Source organism: Litorivicinus lipolyticus (genome assembly GCF_009650135.1).
GTDB classification, from domain to species: domain Bacteria; phylum Pseudomonadota; class Gammaproteobacteria; order Pseudomonadales; family Litorivicinaceae; genus Litorivicinus; species Litorivicinus lipolyticus.
Genome location: NZ_CP045871.1, coordinates 934,348 through 947,487 on the forward strand (window position 1 = coordinate 934,348; position 13,140 = coordinate 947,487).

General features: G+C 56.9%; 13 protein-coding genes and 1 tRNA gene. 9 read left to right on the forward strand and 5 right to left on the reverse strand.

From position 1 onward, the window contains the following. Window positions 1-37: 37 nt before the first annotated feature. Window positions 38-424 (forward strand): response regulator, encoded by a 387-nt coding sequence (locus GH975_RS04790; protein ID WP_153713435.1) that lies wholly within the window; start codon window positions 38-40, stop codon window positions 422-424. A 39-nt stretch (window positions 425-463) separates the two neighbouring features. Here the strand turns inward: GH975_RS04790 and GH975_RS04795 are convergent, their stop codons facing one another. The 5 genes from GH975_RS04795 to GH975_RS04815 form a co-directional block, all read right to left on the reverse strand. Continuing rightward, window positions 464-1,072: a 2-dehydro-3-deoxy-6-phosphogalactonate aldolase gene (locus GH975_RS04795; RefSeq protein ID WP_153713436.1), complete on the reverse strand. Its 609-nt coding sequence runs from the start codon at window positions 1,070-1,072 to the stop codon at window positions 464-466. Then, window positions 1,065-1,973: a 2-dehydro-3-deoxygalactonokinase gene (locus tag GH975_RS04800; protein WP_153713437.1), complete on the reverse strand. Its 909-nt coding sequence runs from the start codon at window positions 1,971-1,973 to the stop codon at window positions 1,065-1,067. The genes GH975_RS04795 and GH975_RS04800 overlap by 8 nt, the downstream gene beginning before the upstream one ends. Further along, window positions 1,973-3,145 (reverse strand): mandelate racemase/muconate lactonizing enzyme family protein, encoded by a 1,173-nt coding sequence (locus GH975_RS04805; protein ID WP_153713438.1) that lies wholly within the window; start codon window positions 3,143-3,145, stop codon window positions 1,973-1,975. The genes GH975_RS04800 and GH975_RS04805 overlap by 1 nt, the downstream gene beginning before the upstream one ends. 35 nt (window positions 3,146-3,180) lie before the next feature. Beyond that, window positions 3,181-3,936, reverse strand: coding sequence for a FadR/GntR family transcriptional regulator (locus GH975_RS04810; RefSeq protein ID WP_153713439.1), 756 nt, complete (start codon window positions 3,934-3,936; stop codon window positions 3,181-3,183). 943 nt (window positions 3,937-4,879) lie between these two features. Then, window positions 4,880-4,970: transfer RNA gene (locus tag GH975_RS04815), tRNA-Ser, on the reverse strand. Between the two features lie 219 nt (window positions 4,971-5,189). On the opposite strand from GH975_RS04815, the gene GH975_RS04820 reads away from it, so the two are divergent. The 8 genes from GH975_RS04820 (at window position 5,190) to GH975_RS04855 (ending at window position 13,140) form a co-directional block, all read left to right on the forward strand. Then, window positions 5,190-5,627, forward strand: a complete 438-nt coding sequence (locus GH975_RS04820; protein WP_153713440.1) for a hypothetical protein — start codon at window positions 5,190-5,192, stop codon at window positions 5,625-5,627. Window positions 5,628-5,805: 178 nt separating this feature from the next. After that, window positions 5,806-6,501, forward strand: coding sequence for a glutathione S-transferase N-terminal domain-containing protein (locus tag GH975_RS04825; protein WP_153713441.1), 696 nt, complete (start codon window positions 5,806-5,808; stop codon window positions 6,499-6,501). Next, window positions 6,498-7,109 (forward strand): LysE family translocator, encoded by a 612-nt coding sequence (locus GH975_RS04830; RefSeq protein WP_153713442.1) that lies wholly within the window; start codon window positions 6,498-6,500, stop codon window positions 7,107-7,109. Before GH975_RS04825 ends, GH975_RS04830 begins: the two co-directional genes overlap by 4 nt. 105 nt (window positions 7,110-7,214) lie before the next feature. Continuing rightward, the gene (locus GH975_RS04835; RefSeq protein WP_153713443.1) at window positions 7,215-8,672 is read left to right on the forward strand and encodes a glyceraldehyde-3-phosphate dehydrogenase; all 1,458 of its coding nucleotides are present in this window, start codon (window positions 7,215-7,217) and stop codon (window positions 8,670-8,672) included. A gap of 466 nt (window positions 8,673-9,138) precedes the next feature. Next, on the forward strand, window positions 9,139-10,479 hold the full coding sequence (locus tag GH975_RS04840) for a Na(+)-translocating NADH-quinone reductase subunit A (RefSeq protein WP_153713444.1): 1,341 nt from the start codon (window positions 9,139-9,141) through the stop codon (window positions 10,477-10,479). A 3-nt stretch (window positions 10,480-10,482) separates the two neighbouring features. Continuing rightward, window positions 10,483-11,712 carry an NADH:ubiquinone reductase (Na(+)-transporting) subunit B gene (locus GH975_RS04845; RefSeq protein WP_153713445.1) on the forward strand — a complete coding sequence of 410 codons (1,230 nt, stop codon included), beginning with the start codon at window positions 10,483-10,485 and terminating at the stop codon, window positions 11,710-11,712. Next, complete coding sequence (locus tag GH975_RS04850) at window positions 11,705-12,481, forward strand: Na(+)-translocating NADH-quinone reductase subunit C (protein ID WP_153713446.1); 777 nt, start codon at window positions 11,705-11,707, stop codon at window positions 12,479-12,481. Before GH975_RS04845 ends, GH975_RS04850 begins: the two co-directional genes overlap by 8 nt. Then, complete coding sequence (locus GH975_RS04855; RefSeq protein ID WP_153713447.1) at window positions 12,481-13,140, forward strand: NADH:ubiquinone reductase (Na(+)-transporting) subunit D; 660 nt, start codon at window positions 12,481-12,483, stop codon at window positions 13,138-13,140. Before GH975_RS04850 ends, GH975_RS04855 begins: the two co-directional genes overlap by 1 nt.

A 13,140-nucleotide genomic window follows, 5' to 3' on the forward strand; every position in this document is an offset into this window, starting at 1 on the left:
TACGTAACCAAGCCTTGATAAGGGTAGCGCGAGACAGGTGACGACAATAACAAAAGATGTCCTTTACATCGACGGTAGCATTGCAGACCTGACCTACTTCGTGCGTGTTTGCCGGTCGGAACCGACCATCCATGTCACCACCACCGAAAGCATCGTCAAGGGCATCCAGCTGATCGGCAAGGTCCATTTTGATCTGGTGTTGATCGATCTGAAAACGCCGGGGATGGACGGCTTGGCCCTGGCCAAATTGATTTTGGACGAGTACCCGCAACTGCACGGTCGTCTGGCCATCGTGACCGGCACCAGTCCAAACCCAGCCAAGATTAATTCCATTCAGTCGGATGGCTTGGCCATCCTGTTCAAGCCCTTGACCACTCAGGTCGTTAAACGCGCGCTTCTGCCGGCGTCTACCACCTCTAATTAAATCGCCGAGGCCGGCGGCTGACCTGAGTAAACCGAATCGTCAGTTCGATTGCGCGCGGTCATAGGCGGCAACGATGACCGCGGCCCGGCTACGGACCTCGTCTGTCGTAAACCCCGCTTTATAGAGTCCCGAGCCGATGCCAAAGCCCGTGACGCCGACGGCGAACCAGTCTGCAAAACTACTCGGCTCGGCTCCGCCGACGGCATAGGTTTTGGTACCGGCGGGCAGAACCGCGTTTAACGCTGCCAAACCCTCCGGTTTTAGGCGCGATCCCGGAAATAATTTCAGCCCGTCCGCCCCGTGCCGTAACGCCATAAAACATTCCGTTGCGGTGAAAACGCCCGGGTAGGAGCGCATCCCTGCCGCTTTAGTGGCCGCTATAACGTCTGGGTTAGTGTCGGGCGAGACGATTAATGTGCCGCCGACTGCCGCGACCTCGTTAACCGTTTGCGGCGACAGTACCGTGCCGGCCCCGACGGATGCCTGCGAACCCAGCGTGGCGACCAATGCTTCAATGCTGTCCAGGGCGCGCGGTGAATTCATTGGAATTTCGATGGTGTGGATGCCGGCATCAACCAAGGCTTGACCGATCGCCACCACCTCGTCTGTCTTGATGCCGCGCAGTATGGCAATGATTTCTCTAGTCACCGGTTGTGTCCTTGTTGACGGTGTAAGCCGACACCAGTCCGGCAATGGTCATCGATTCGCCGGTCATGGTGTGTGAGCGGGCGTCACAGCTGGCGAAGGCGATTGCGTACAGCGCGCACAAGTCGGGTTCGCCGATCAAGGTCACGCATTGATCGCGCCAGTAGGGGCGCGTTGCCGCGAGTTCTTGACCGATCAATAGGCCGGACAGGCGCGCTCTAGCTTGGGCCGCTGTTTGTGTTCCAACGAGCGTTTCCGCGCGGATCGAAAATAATCGCCGAGCCACCGCGTCAGGTTGAGCTAGCGTTTCGCGGACCCCGTCCAAAAAAGCGTTGTCGTCCCATTCGGTGCTGCTCATCGAGTGCGACAGCACGGATTGACTGGACAGCAAGGCGAATTGCTCGCCGGTCATGCAGGTTTCAAAATCGACAATTGACTGGTTTTGAATCGTGACCCACTTAGTGTGGGTGCCTGGCATGCACACCGTGCCTAAAAAGTCGGGGTGGCTGTGCAATAGGCCCGCAATCTGGGTTTCTTCGCCGCGCATAACGTTCGCAGGGTGCTGTTGTTTTACGCCGGGCAATATTCGAACGTCGCGATTGACGCCGGGTACCCGGACCGCATCGACGCCGAGCTGGTGCAGATGCGCGGGTGCCGAGCAGTAGGGCGCTTCGTGCCATCCCTGGGCAGCCCCGGCCATGCCGCAAATGATGACTGGCACACTGGCGTCGACACCGAGGTCGTCAAGGCTGTTGTTCAGCACTGACGCGTAGTCGTCCTTTTTGAGCTGAGCCATGCCGTAGGGTCCGCGCGAGGCAGCCAGGATGTGGCCGTGGTCGGTCAAGGCCCAGAGCCTAAAGCTGGACGTGCCCCAGTCGACGCCGACAAAGGATGCGGGTGTCATCAAACGTCGCCGATACTGTAGTGGCGAATGAAATCACGGTCGGGCGTGACCCCTAATCCAGGCCCATCGGGGATCGAGACCAGTCCGTCATGGCGCGCGACCTGGCCTTGTATATCCAGTGGTTCCGTCAGCAGGTTGTCGCGGAATTTATTGTCCGTGGTGTCGAATTCTAGCATCGGCTCCCACGGGAACAATCCGCCGGGCAAGGGTGGCATCGCGGCGAGCAAGTGCAGGTTGGTGGCGACCGCAATCGCGCTGCCCCAGACATGGTTTACGACCGGGGTGAAATGCGCATGACATAGCGCCAAAACGCGCAAATACTCCGAGATACCCCCCAGCGCACAGACTTCCGGTTGGGCAATGTCCAGTCCACGGGACTCGAGCAGGGCGCGCCACCCCCAGCGGTTAAACTCGATCTCGCCGCCGGAGATATTGATGTTTAAGCCTCGGCGCAGTTCGCGATAGCCCTCGTAGTCCTCTGGTGCGATTGGCTCCTCGAACCAGTAGGGATCAAACTCTTCGATCGCCCGGCCAACATAGAACGCATCGTGGGTGGTGTAGGCGTGGTTGGCATCAACCATAATCCGATAGTCATCACCGACCCCTTTGCGCACGGCCTCGACCAATCGGACATCGTCTTTCGGCCCCAACCCAACCTTCATTTTAGTCGCTTTGAACCCCATCGCTTTGATCGCGGCGGCTTCGTCCTGGAACCGGGCGACAAGGCTGTCGGTGCTTTCAGGGCGCAACATCATGCCGTACCCGTAGGCTTCCACTTTGGCACGATGTTTACCGCCGATTAACTGGTAAAGGGGCAGTCCCGCGACCTTGCCGGCGATATCCCACAGCGCAATGTCAACGCCGGACAGTGACTGCATTGGCATGCCTTTTTGGCCGTGATCACGCATCAGGTTGTAGACTTTGTGCCAAATCACATCGCGATCCATAGGGTCCATGCCGAGCACCATCGGCTGTATGACCTTTTCAACGATGGCCTTGTTGCCTAATGCGATTGAGCCGGCGCCGAAACATTCGCCCCAGCCGGTGATGCCTTCGTCGGTTTCGACTTCGACCAAGTGTGCGGTTCGTTGCTCGTAGTACTGCTGTGAGTAGCCCAGTATTTCCGGCAAGTCGTAGCCCAATATGTGGCTTGTTATTTTTGTAATTTTCATCGTGTCTGGTCCCCTCGCCAGGGTGGTTGGATCACTTAGGTGTTTGACTGCCCGTGTGTATCGCTCATGTATTTGGATAATCTGTTTTGGGTGTCGATCAGCATTAACCGCATGCTCTGTTCGGCGCCGCAGGAATCGCGGGCCTGTATCGCATCAGATACCGCCTGGTGGAACGGCAGCGAAAGCTCGTTTTCGCGAGGGTCGGTGTTGGTCAGTCGGATTGAAATCAACAGTGCGGAATAGATGACACCTTCCATCGGACGCAGCAGCGTATTGTTGGTGCTTCGTAAGATTGCTCGGTGATACAAGGCGTCAGCCGTGACGAAGCGCTCGATGTCGCCCTGTTCGGTTTGCATCGCTGAAAAGGCGCGCGCAATTTCACGGTGGGATTCGTCGCTTCCAAGTTCGGCCGCGTAATAGGCGCCGGCAGGCTCCACCATCAGCCGTAATTGCAGTAGCTCTTTAAGGAACTGTGGATTGACCGGGGCACTTTGGTGCCACGCCAACACATCGTGATCCAGTAGCTCCCAATTCGAGCGAGCCCGAACATGCGTTCCATTGCCGCGCCGAACGTCAAGCAGGCCCTTGGTCGAGAGTAATTTCACCGCATCGCGTATGACGGTCCGACTGACGTCGTATTGAGCGGCAAGCGCGCCCTCGTCGGGCATCACTGAACCTTCGGCTAAAACGGCTGAAACGATGTCTCGGCCGATTTCACGGGCGATCTGTGATGAAAAACTTGCCTTGGTCGTTGTGCTGCCATGCAACTTGTAAAACAGTGATTCGCTCATGCGGATGAGTTGGCCAGTCCTGGCATTAAATGTCAAACATTGGATGTTTGTAGTTTTAGGCGCTGCGGTGTGAGACACCTTTAGTCAGTCAAGCCGTTAAGCGGCAGGCGATCGTAACCTTGTGTAACGCAGCTATTGTAGTGGTTCACTGAATTCGGACGCTGAACTAGGTATTTTATACGGGGGAAAGATAGGGGTTTCTCGCTGCACTCCTGCAGCTCGCCCCTTCGGGGTCGCTCCGCGCTGTGTGCTGCGCACCCAGGCTTCGCGTTCAAAAAGGCCGTCCTGGCCTTTTTGTCCTGTGGGGTAGGGGCGGGGAGCGCAGTTTGCACACAGAAAAGATGTAAAGACTGCTTCGCGACTGCCATTTGTGTGCCCGTGGAATGACCCACTAGGTATAGACGCTACATTTGACGCCTCTATACGTTGTCTAGGAATTCAGTAGGTCACTACATTCGGCCACTCAACTAGGTGTTGTATATGGCGGAGGGATAGGGATTACTCGCTGCACTCCTGCAGCTCGCCCCTTCGGGGCCGCTCCGCGCTGTGTGCTGCGCACCCAGGCTTCGCGTTCAAAAAGGCCGTCCTGGCCTTTTTGTCGAACCCTTGACGGGTTCTCATCCCATCCCTGACCGCCAGACGCAAAAAAGCCCCTTTCGGGGCCTTTTCTTTGTCTTATGGCGGAGGGATAGGGATTACTCGCTGCATTCCTGCAGCTCGCCCCTTCGGGGCCTTTTTTTTGTCTTATGGCGGAGGGATAGGGATTACTCGCTGCACTCGTGCAGCTCGCCCCTTCGGGGCCGCTCCGCGCTGTGTGCTGCGCACCCAGGCTTCGCGTTCAAAAAGGCCGTCCTGGCCTTTTTGTCGAACCCTTGACGGGTTCTCATCCCATCCCTGACCGCCAGACGCAAAAAAGCCCCTTTCGGGGCCTTTTTTTGTCTTATGGCGGAGGGATAGGGATTCGAACCCTAGATAGGCTATTAACCTATGCCGGTTTTCAAGACCGGTGCATTCAACCGCTCTGCCATCCCTCCATCCCTGCAAGCAGGGGGGCAAACGTTGCTCGGAAGCTGGCAGTGCCTCCGCGTTTGTGGGGCGCATTATTCCTTTTTCCTGACAGAATTCAAGCGTTATGGTGAAAAAACTGCCGCTACTTGTGTGTCGGCCGCGTCACGCGGTTTGTCATTAGTCAGGGTCAAAACTGAAAACCGCTCTACAATTTCGCCAATGACTAAAAATTTTTTCCGAAGTGGGTGGCGCTGATCGCTTTGACGGTTGCCATGCCGGCGGTTTCTGCTGAATTATACTACCTACGCTATCAGCCCAGTATCGAGATCACCCAAGAGGCCGTCGACCTGACCAATCGGCTGTCCGAGGGATTGGACGAGCCGTTGACGCTGCGCCTGGTTCGATACAATCAGGTTCAGTCGCTGCTAGTCGCAAAGCCGGGTCCCGGCTTCGTCGCCGAGCTGTCGCCTATGTTCTTTAACGACGCCGTCGAGGCGGGGTGGACGCCGCTGCTAACCGGTCATCAGGATTTGCAAATAGCGCTGTATCAACTGGCCGATACTGACGCACTAATTGAGGAGGTCGGAACGCCACCGCGTCTGTCGATGGGGGCAGTGGTGGCGCGTTCGGTTTTCGGTGCCGCCGTCTCTCGTGTTTGCCAGCCCGGGCACGACTGCAGCTGACCTTGTTCACATCGCAGCTTTGCCCGACCAGCCCGGCGCCCGGTATCGGCGCTTTGCCCCCAGTGATGCGGGTCCGTATCGGCGTCTGATTTGGCGTTTGTCACGCCGCCAATAACGACGCTTGATACGGCCGGCGGAGCGCGGCACAGTGGCCGCCTACGACAATACGAGACGCCCTATGATTGAACTTCACTATTGGCCGACACCGAACGGCCACAAAATCACCTTGTTCCTGGAAGAAGCTGGCTTGGACTACCAGATTCATCCCGTCGATATCGGTGCCGGTGATCAGTTGAAACCTGAGTTTTTGGCCTTTGCACCCAATAACCGTATGCCGGCGATCGTTGACCGTGCGCCGGTTGATGGCGGTGAGCCGCAGACGGTGTTTGAGTCGGGCGCAATTTTGCATTACCTGGCGAACAAAACCGGCCGTTTTGTGCCGACCGATCCGCGCAAACGCATTCAGGTGATGGAGTGGCTGATGTGGCAAATGGGTGGGCTCGGTCCAATGGCGGGTCAAAATCACCACTTCACCCAGTACGCCCCCGAAGTTATTCCCTACGCCCAAGCCCGTTATATCAACGAAACGGGCCGCCTTTACGGTGTTTTGGATCGGCGTCTGGAAGGTCGCGACTTTATTGTTGACGACTACAGCATTGCCGATATGGCGTGTTTTCCGTGGGTTCATAGCTATGAAAAGCAGTCACAAAACCTGGATGACTTTGCCAATGTTAAGGCGTGGTTTGAGCGTATCAACAGCCGCCAGGCAACCCAGATTGCCTATGCCAAGGGTGAGGGGTTGCGTGCGCCAACCTTCACCGAGGCGGAAAAAAAGCTGCTATTTAGCCAAAACAAAGACTCGGTTAAGCCGTGAGCTGGCAGGCCTGGTTGATTTTTGTGCCAGCCTGCATCGGCATGAACTTCTTTCCTGGGCCGAATAACCTACTGGCGTTGGTCAATGCGACTCAAGCGGGCGCCCGCGCCGCGTTGATTGCGGGCTTTGCGCGTTTGCCGGTGATGGTGCTGATGATTATTGCGGTCGCCACGGGCCTTGAACTGCTGATGGCCCAGGGCGCTGGGGCGCTGGCCTGGGTGCGTTGGTTCGGTGCCGGTTACCTGCTGTGGATGGGTTGGCAGGCGTGGCGTTCGGCCGGTCAGGCGATCGAGTTCGAGACCGTTAAGCGGCCGACCTTGGGTGCAATGGCCTGGCGCGAAGCGGCAGTGGCGGCCACAAATCCAAAACTGATTCTAATTTTTACGGCTTTTTTCCCGCAATTTATTAGTGCGGACGGCAACCCGGCAGCCCAGATTGGTTGGATGGGGCTGACCTTTGTCCTAATCGAAATTGGTGCCATTGCGGCCTATGCCGTGGGCGGGCACGCCCTGCGCCGATGGTTGGAAGGGGGTGCGGGGGCGGCCAAGTTGAAGCGCGGCACGGCGATGGCGTTGTGGTCCGCTGCCGGATTACTCACCCTGACATAGTGACCAATCTATATATGCGGTCATAACGTGAATAATTAGCCTAAAGTCGTTTGATCCCAGTCTGGAAGCTGCCTACAATGGCGGCATCTGACAGGGAGATAATCGATGATCACTGAAGAAGCGTACGCGGCACACCAAGCCGACTGGAATGACCGCATGGCAAATGCCGAAGACATGGTGCCGTTGGTCGGTCGCTTGAATCGTGAGCGCGGTATCGAGACTAGCGTGTCCGGTCGTATGCTGGTCAATCGCGGGGTTATCGACATCATCAAGGCGCACCGTTTTGCGCGCCAAATCGAAGGCGAAGAGCTGAGCGTCTTTGAAACCTTACCGGTGTTGCGTATTGTCGAAAAAATGAGTCTGGCACCCTGTCATGTGGACCTGGGAAAGCTTGTTACTCGCCATAAAAAGTTATTTTCAAACAAGCCCTTGGAAGACTTTGTTCATGACGAGTTGGCGGGCGCTAAAATTCCCCAGGGTCAATCGGTCGAGGGCGATGGCACTGATATCGTGCTGTATGGGTTTGGGCGTATTGGTCGTTTGCTTGCGCGTGAAATGCTGGCCCAGCGTCCGCGTGGAGCCAGTTTGCGGCTGCGCGCCATTGTCGTTCGCCGCGGTGGCGAAAATGACCTGATTAAGCGTGCGTCGTTGTTGCGTCGCGACAGTGTGCACGGGTCGTTCAAGGGCACCATTACGGTTGATCACGACAACAGCGTGATTCACGCCAACGGCACCGCTATTCAGGTCATCTACGCGTCGTCGCCGGACGCCGTCGATTACACGCTTTACGGCATCAGTAACGCCGTGGTCGTGGACAACACGGGCATGTGGCGTGACCGCGACGGCTTGTCCCAGCACCTGCGCTGTCCGGGCGCCGCCAAAGTGGTGTTGACGGCACCGGGTAAGGGCGACATTAAGAACATCGTGATGGGCGTCAATGACGACGATATCGCCGAAAACGACAGTATTCTGTCGGCTGCGTCTTGTACCACGAATGCCATTACGCCGGTTTTGAAGGCTCTGGACGACAAATACGGTGTGATCACTGGGCATGTTGAAACCGTACACGCCTACACTAACGACCAAAATTTGATCGACAACTATCACAAAGGCGATCGCCGTGGCCGCGCCGCGCCGCTGAACATGGTGTTGACCGAGACCGGCGCCGCTCAGGCCGTCAGTAAAGCGCTGCCGCATTTCGAAGGCCGGTTGACCGGCAATGCGATCCGGGTGCCGACGGCGAACGTGTCGATGGCGATTTTGAACTTGCAGCTCCAGCACGGGGTCACTGCGGATGAGTTGAACGACTACCTGCGCCACATCGCGCTGCATTCGAGTCTGCAAAAGCAAGTCGATTTCACCAACAGCCCTGAAGCCGTCAGTAGCGACTTTGTCGGGTCTCGTGCGGCTGGCATTGTCGATTCGCTGAGCACTCAGGCCAATGCTAAGAGCGCGGTGGTGTATGTCTGGTACGACAACGAAGCCGGGTACAGCTGTCAGGTAATTCGGATGATGCGCCGAATGGTCAAGGCCACCTTGCCTGCCTATCCCATCGAGGGCTGATCGCGAATCAACCTTTTCAAAAAGCCCGGCATTTGCCGGGCTTTTTCGTTGGTATGCCTGCGCTCGGCCTTAATCAAGGTTATCCAATGTTAGGGGCGGTGTGACGCGAGTCGGACGGGTCAGGGGCGTCAAAAAGTAGTGAGCGCCGAGTGGTACCGAGGCCGGCCTCTACCAGGCCGGCGTCTTAGGCGCCGAGGGCGCCCGTTGGTGGATCGCAGCGGTTTTGTGCGGCTCCCTTACGTAGCTGTGGATGTTCGACCACAGGTTAAGCACAATTGTCGTCTAACATCTAGCGAAACGCCCCCTCAGTCGCATATACTGTTTAGTAATAACGAGCGCTTGTTTTTATGCCTCTATGTTCGCATCAGTCATTGCGTGCATAACAACAACTCAACAACCCGATTTTTAAAAAGTGTGTAGCCCGCGCAGCGAAGCCGTGTGTGCAGGGTGTGGAGAAAACAGATCGATGATAGAGATCAAGAAAGGATTGGATCTGCCTATTGAAGGCGGCCCCAAGCAGAGCATTTCGGAGGGCCGGAAGGTCAACACCGTTGCACTGGTTGGGTACGACTACAATGGCATGAAGCCAACGATGCAAGTCAGTGTCGGCGACACAGTTAAGCTCGGTCAGCCCGTGTTTACCTGTAAAAAGACCGCCGGCGTCGTATACACCGCACCGGGCGCAGGCACTGTGGTGGCAGTGAATCGTGGTGATAAACGTGTATTCCAGTCCCTGGTCATTGAGTTGGACGGCAGCGACGACAGCGTCGAGTTTGCCCAGCACAGCGACCTGAGCGCTTTGACCCGTGAGACGGTTCAGTCTCAGTTGCTGGAGTCCGGTGCCTGGACCAGTCTGCAGACACGCCCGTTCAACAAGGTGCCGGTGCCCGGTAGCGTGCCCAGCAGCATCTTTGTTAGCGCCATGGATACCAACCCGTTGGCCGCTGACCCAACTGTGGTGATTGGCGCTCGCGCCAGCGCGTTCAATGATGGTTTGAACATCCTGAGCCAGCTGACGGACGGCAAGGTCTATGTGGGCCACGCCGCAAGCGCACAGCTGAACCTGTCGGGTAATGCTCAGGTCCAAGCTCAAGCCTTCGCCGGCCCCCATCCCGCGGGATTGGTAGGCACTCACATTCACCACTTGGATCCGGTTAGCGAATCCAAAACCGTGTGGACGATCACCTATCAAGACGTTATTGCCTTGTCGGCTCTGTTCAAACAGGGTCGGTTGGACGTTGAACGCGTGGTCGCATTGGCCGGTCCGGAAGTGTCCGAGCCGCGTCTGATTACGACCCGTGTCGGCGCCAACCTGCAAGAACTGACCGCTGGTGAAACCCGCGGCAACCAGACCCGTGTGATCAGCGGCAGCATCTTGGGTGGCCGTACCGCTCACGGCGCCGTTGACTTCTTGGGTCGTTACCACCTCCAGGTCAGCTGTCTGCTGGAAAGCACCGAGCGCGAGATGTTCCATTACCTGCGGGCCGGCAAAGAGCGTCACTCGGTTATGCCGATTTACGTGTCGTGGTTTAACAAAGCGCGCAAGTTCGCCTTTAACACCACTACTAACGGATCCGAGCGTGCCATGGTGCCGGTCGGCGCTTACGAACGTGTGATGCCGCTGGACGTTTTACCGACCCAGCTGCTGCGGTCATTGATCGTAGGTGACACCGACGGAGCCATTGGCTTGGGCGCATTGGAAATGGCCGAAGAAGACTTGGCCCTGTGCACCTACGTGTGCCCGGGCAAGTACGAATACGGTCCGATTTTGCGCGATACGCTCACAACTATTGAGAAAGAGGGTTAAGCCATGTCTTTACGTGGAATGCTCGACGAACTGGAACCTAACTTCCACAAAGGTGGTAAGTGGGAAAAGTGGTACTCGCTTTACGAAGCGGTCGACACGATTTTTTATTCACCGGCTGCGGTGACCAAAAATACCGCGCACGTGCGTGACGGTATTGACCTCAAGCGCATCATGATCACGGTTTGGATGTGCACCTTCCCGGCCATGTTTGCGGGTATGTTTTTCCACGGTGGTAACGCCATGGAAGCGATCGCTGCTGGCGCCGCCGAAGCACCGACCGGTTTGACCGCTTGGATCATGGGCACCTTTGCCGGCGCCGAGTACTGGATGGACGCGGGCGTATTTACGTCGATGCTTTACGGCGCATGCTTGTTCCTGCCGTTGTACGCGACCACCTTTATTGTCGGTGGTTTTTGGGAAGTATTGTTCGCGACCGTGCGTAAGCACGAAATCAACGAAGGCTTCTTCGTGACTTCGGTGCTGTTCGCCTTGACCCTACCGCCGGATATTCCGCTGTGGCAGGTCGCATTAGGCATCAGCTTCGGTGTGGTTGTGGGCAAGGAAGTGTTTGGCGGTACTGGCAAAAACTTCTTGAACCCGGCCCTGACGGGACGTGCGTTCCTGTATTTCGCCTACCCGGCACAAATCTCGGGTGACGCGGTTTGGGTTGGCGCGGACGGATACACCGGCGCAACGGCGCTGGGCATCATGGCAGCCGACGGCGTCGAAGGCCTGGCCACTGCTGGTCAATCGGTCACCGATTTTAGCTGGTTCAGCGCCTTTATCGGCAACGTCCCCGGCAGCTTCGGCGAAGTCTCGACCCTGGCCATCTTTATCGGTGGTGCGGTGTTAATGGCCATGGGCATCGCCAGCTGGCGTGTCGTGCTGGGTGTGTTCGTCGGTATGTTCCTGACCAGCACGCTGCTAAACCTGATCGGTTCGGACACCAACCCGATGTTCAACGTGCCCTGGTATTGGCACTTGGTGGTCGGCGGTTTCGCGTTCGGCATGATCTTTATGGCGACCGACCCTGTGTCGGCGGCTATGACCAACACCGGTCGCCTTTACTACGGCGCCCTGATTGGCTTTATGACGGTGTTGATCCGTTGCGTTAACCCGGCATTCCCGGAAGGCATCATGTTGGCGATCTTGTTCGCGAACCTGTTTGCGCCCCTGTTTGACTACTTTGTAGTCCAAGCCAACATCAAGCGGAGGATGGCTCGCAGTGTCTAGTAATAATGACTCCATCAAAAAGACGCTGACCGTCGCCCTAAGCCTGTGCGTAGTGTGTTCGGTTGTCGTCTCGGGTGCCGCAGTAAGCCTGCGTAGCAAACAACAGTTCAACGCCGAAGCGGAGCGTAAGCGCAACATCGTCCAGGCGGCGGGTGTGTATGACGCTAGCATGTCGATTACCGAGCAATTCGAGCGATTCGAAACGCGTGTGGTTGACATGGCCAGCGGCACTTACGTCGACTGGAACGCGGCCGAAATTGCGGCCTACGACCAGCGTAAGGCGTCGGCCGAGCCGTCGACGTCGCGTGCTTTGGACAAAGCCGAAGACATCGCCTCGATCCGTCGTCAGGCCAACTATGCGTTGGTCTACCTGTATGACGGTAACCAAGACGGTGAGGCCGACCGGGTCGTGCTGCCAGTTCATGGTTACGGCCTATGGTCGACCCTGTACGGCTTTATGGCACTGGAATCCGACGTCAATACCGTGGCCGGTTTCACCTTCTATAGCCACGCGGAAACGCCGGGCTTGGGTGGCGAAGTCGACAACCCCGCGTGGAAAGCGCAGTGGATCGGCAAGAACGTCTATGACGACGGCGAGGTTGCACTGCAACTGGTTAAAGGTGGCGCTGCCCCCGGTGACGCCTATGGCGTTGACGGCTTGGCCGGCGCCACGCTGACCAGTCGTGGTGTCAGCAACCTGGTCCAGTTTTGGATGGGCGACAACGGTTTCGCCAGCTACCTGAGCAACTTGAAAGAAGGGAAAATCTGATGGCAAGTACTAAAGAAGTATTGGTCAGCCCAATCTTTGCCAACAACCCCATCGCGCTTCAAGTTTTGGGTATTTGTTCTGCATTGGCGGTGACCTCATCGATGACCGTGGCCTTGGTCATGAGCATCGCATTGACCGTGGTGACGGCGTTTTCGAACTTTTTCGTGGCGTTAATTCGTAACCACATTCCGTCTAGCATTCGAATCATCGTCCAGATGACCGTGATTGCGTCGTTGGTGATCGTGGTCGACCAGGTTTTGAAGGCCTATGCTTACGAAATCTCGAAGCAGCTGTCGGTCTTTGTGGGTTTGATTATCACCAACTGTATCGTCATGGGTCGTGCTGAAGCGTTCGCGATGAAAAACCCGCCGCTGCCCAGCTTTATTGACGGTATTGGCAATGGCTTGGGCTACTCGGTCATTTTGATGGCGGTCGGTTTTGTCCGTGAACTGTTTGGTGCCGGCAGCCTATTTGGGATTGAAATCCTGACCAAGGTCACCGAAGGCGGCTGGTATTACACCAACGGCATGATGCTGTTGCCCCCAAGCGCGTTCTTTATTATCGGCGGCATTATTTGGGCGATTCGAGCCAAATACCCCGAGCAGGAAGAGACGCCTGAGTTCAAGATCGCGCCCAACGCGCGTGCGACGGAGGTTTAA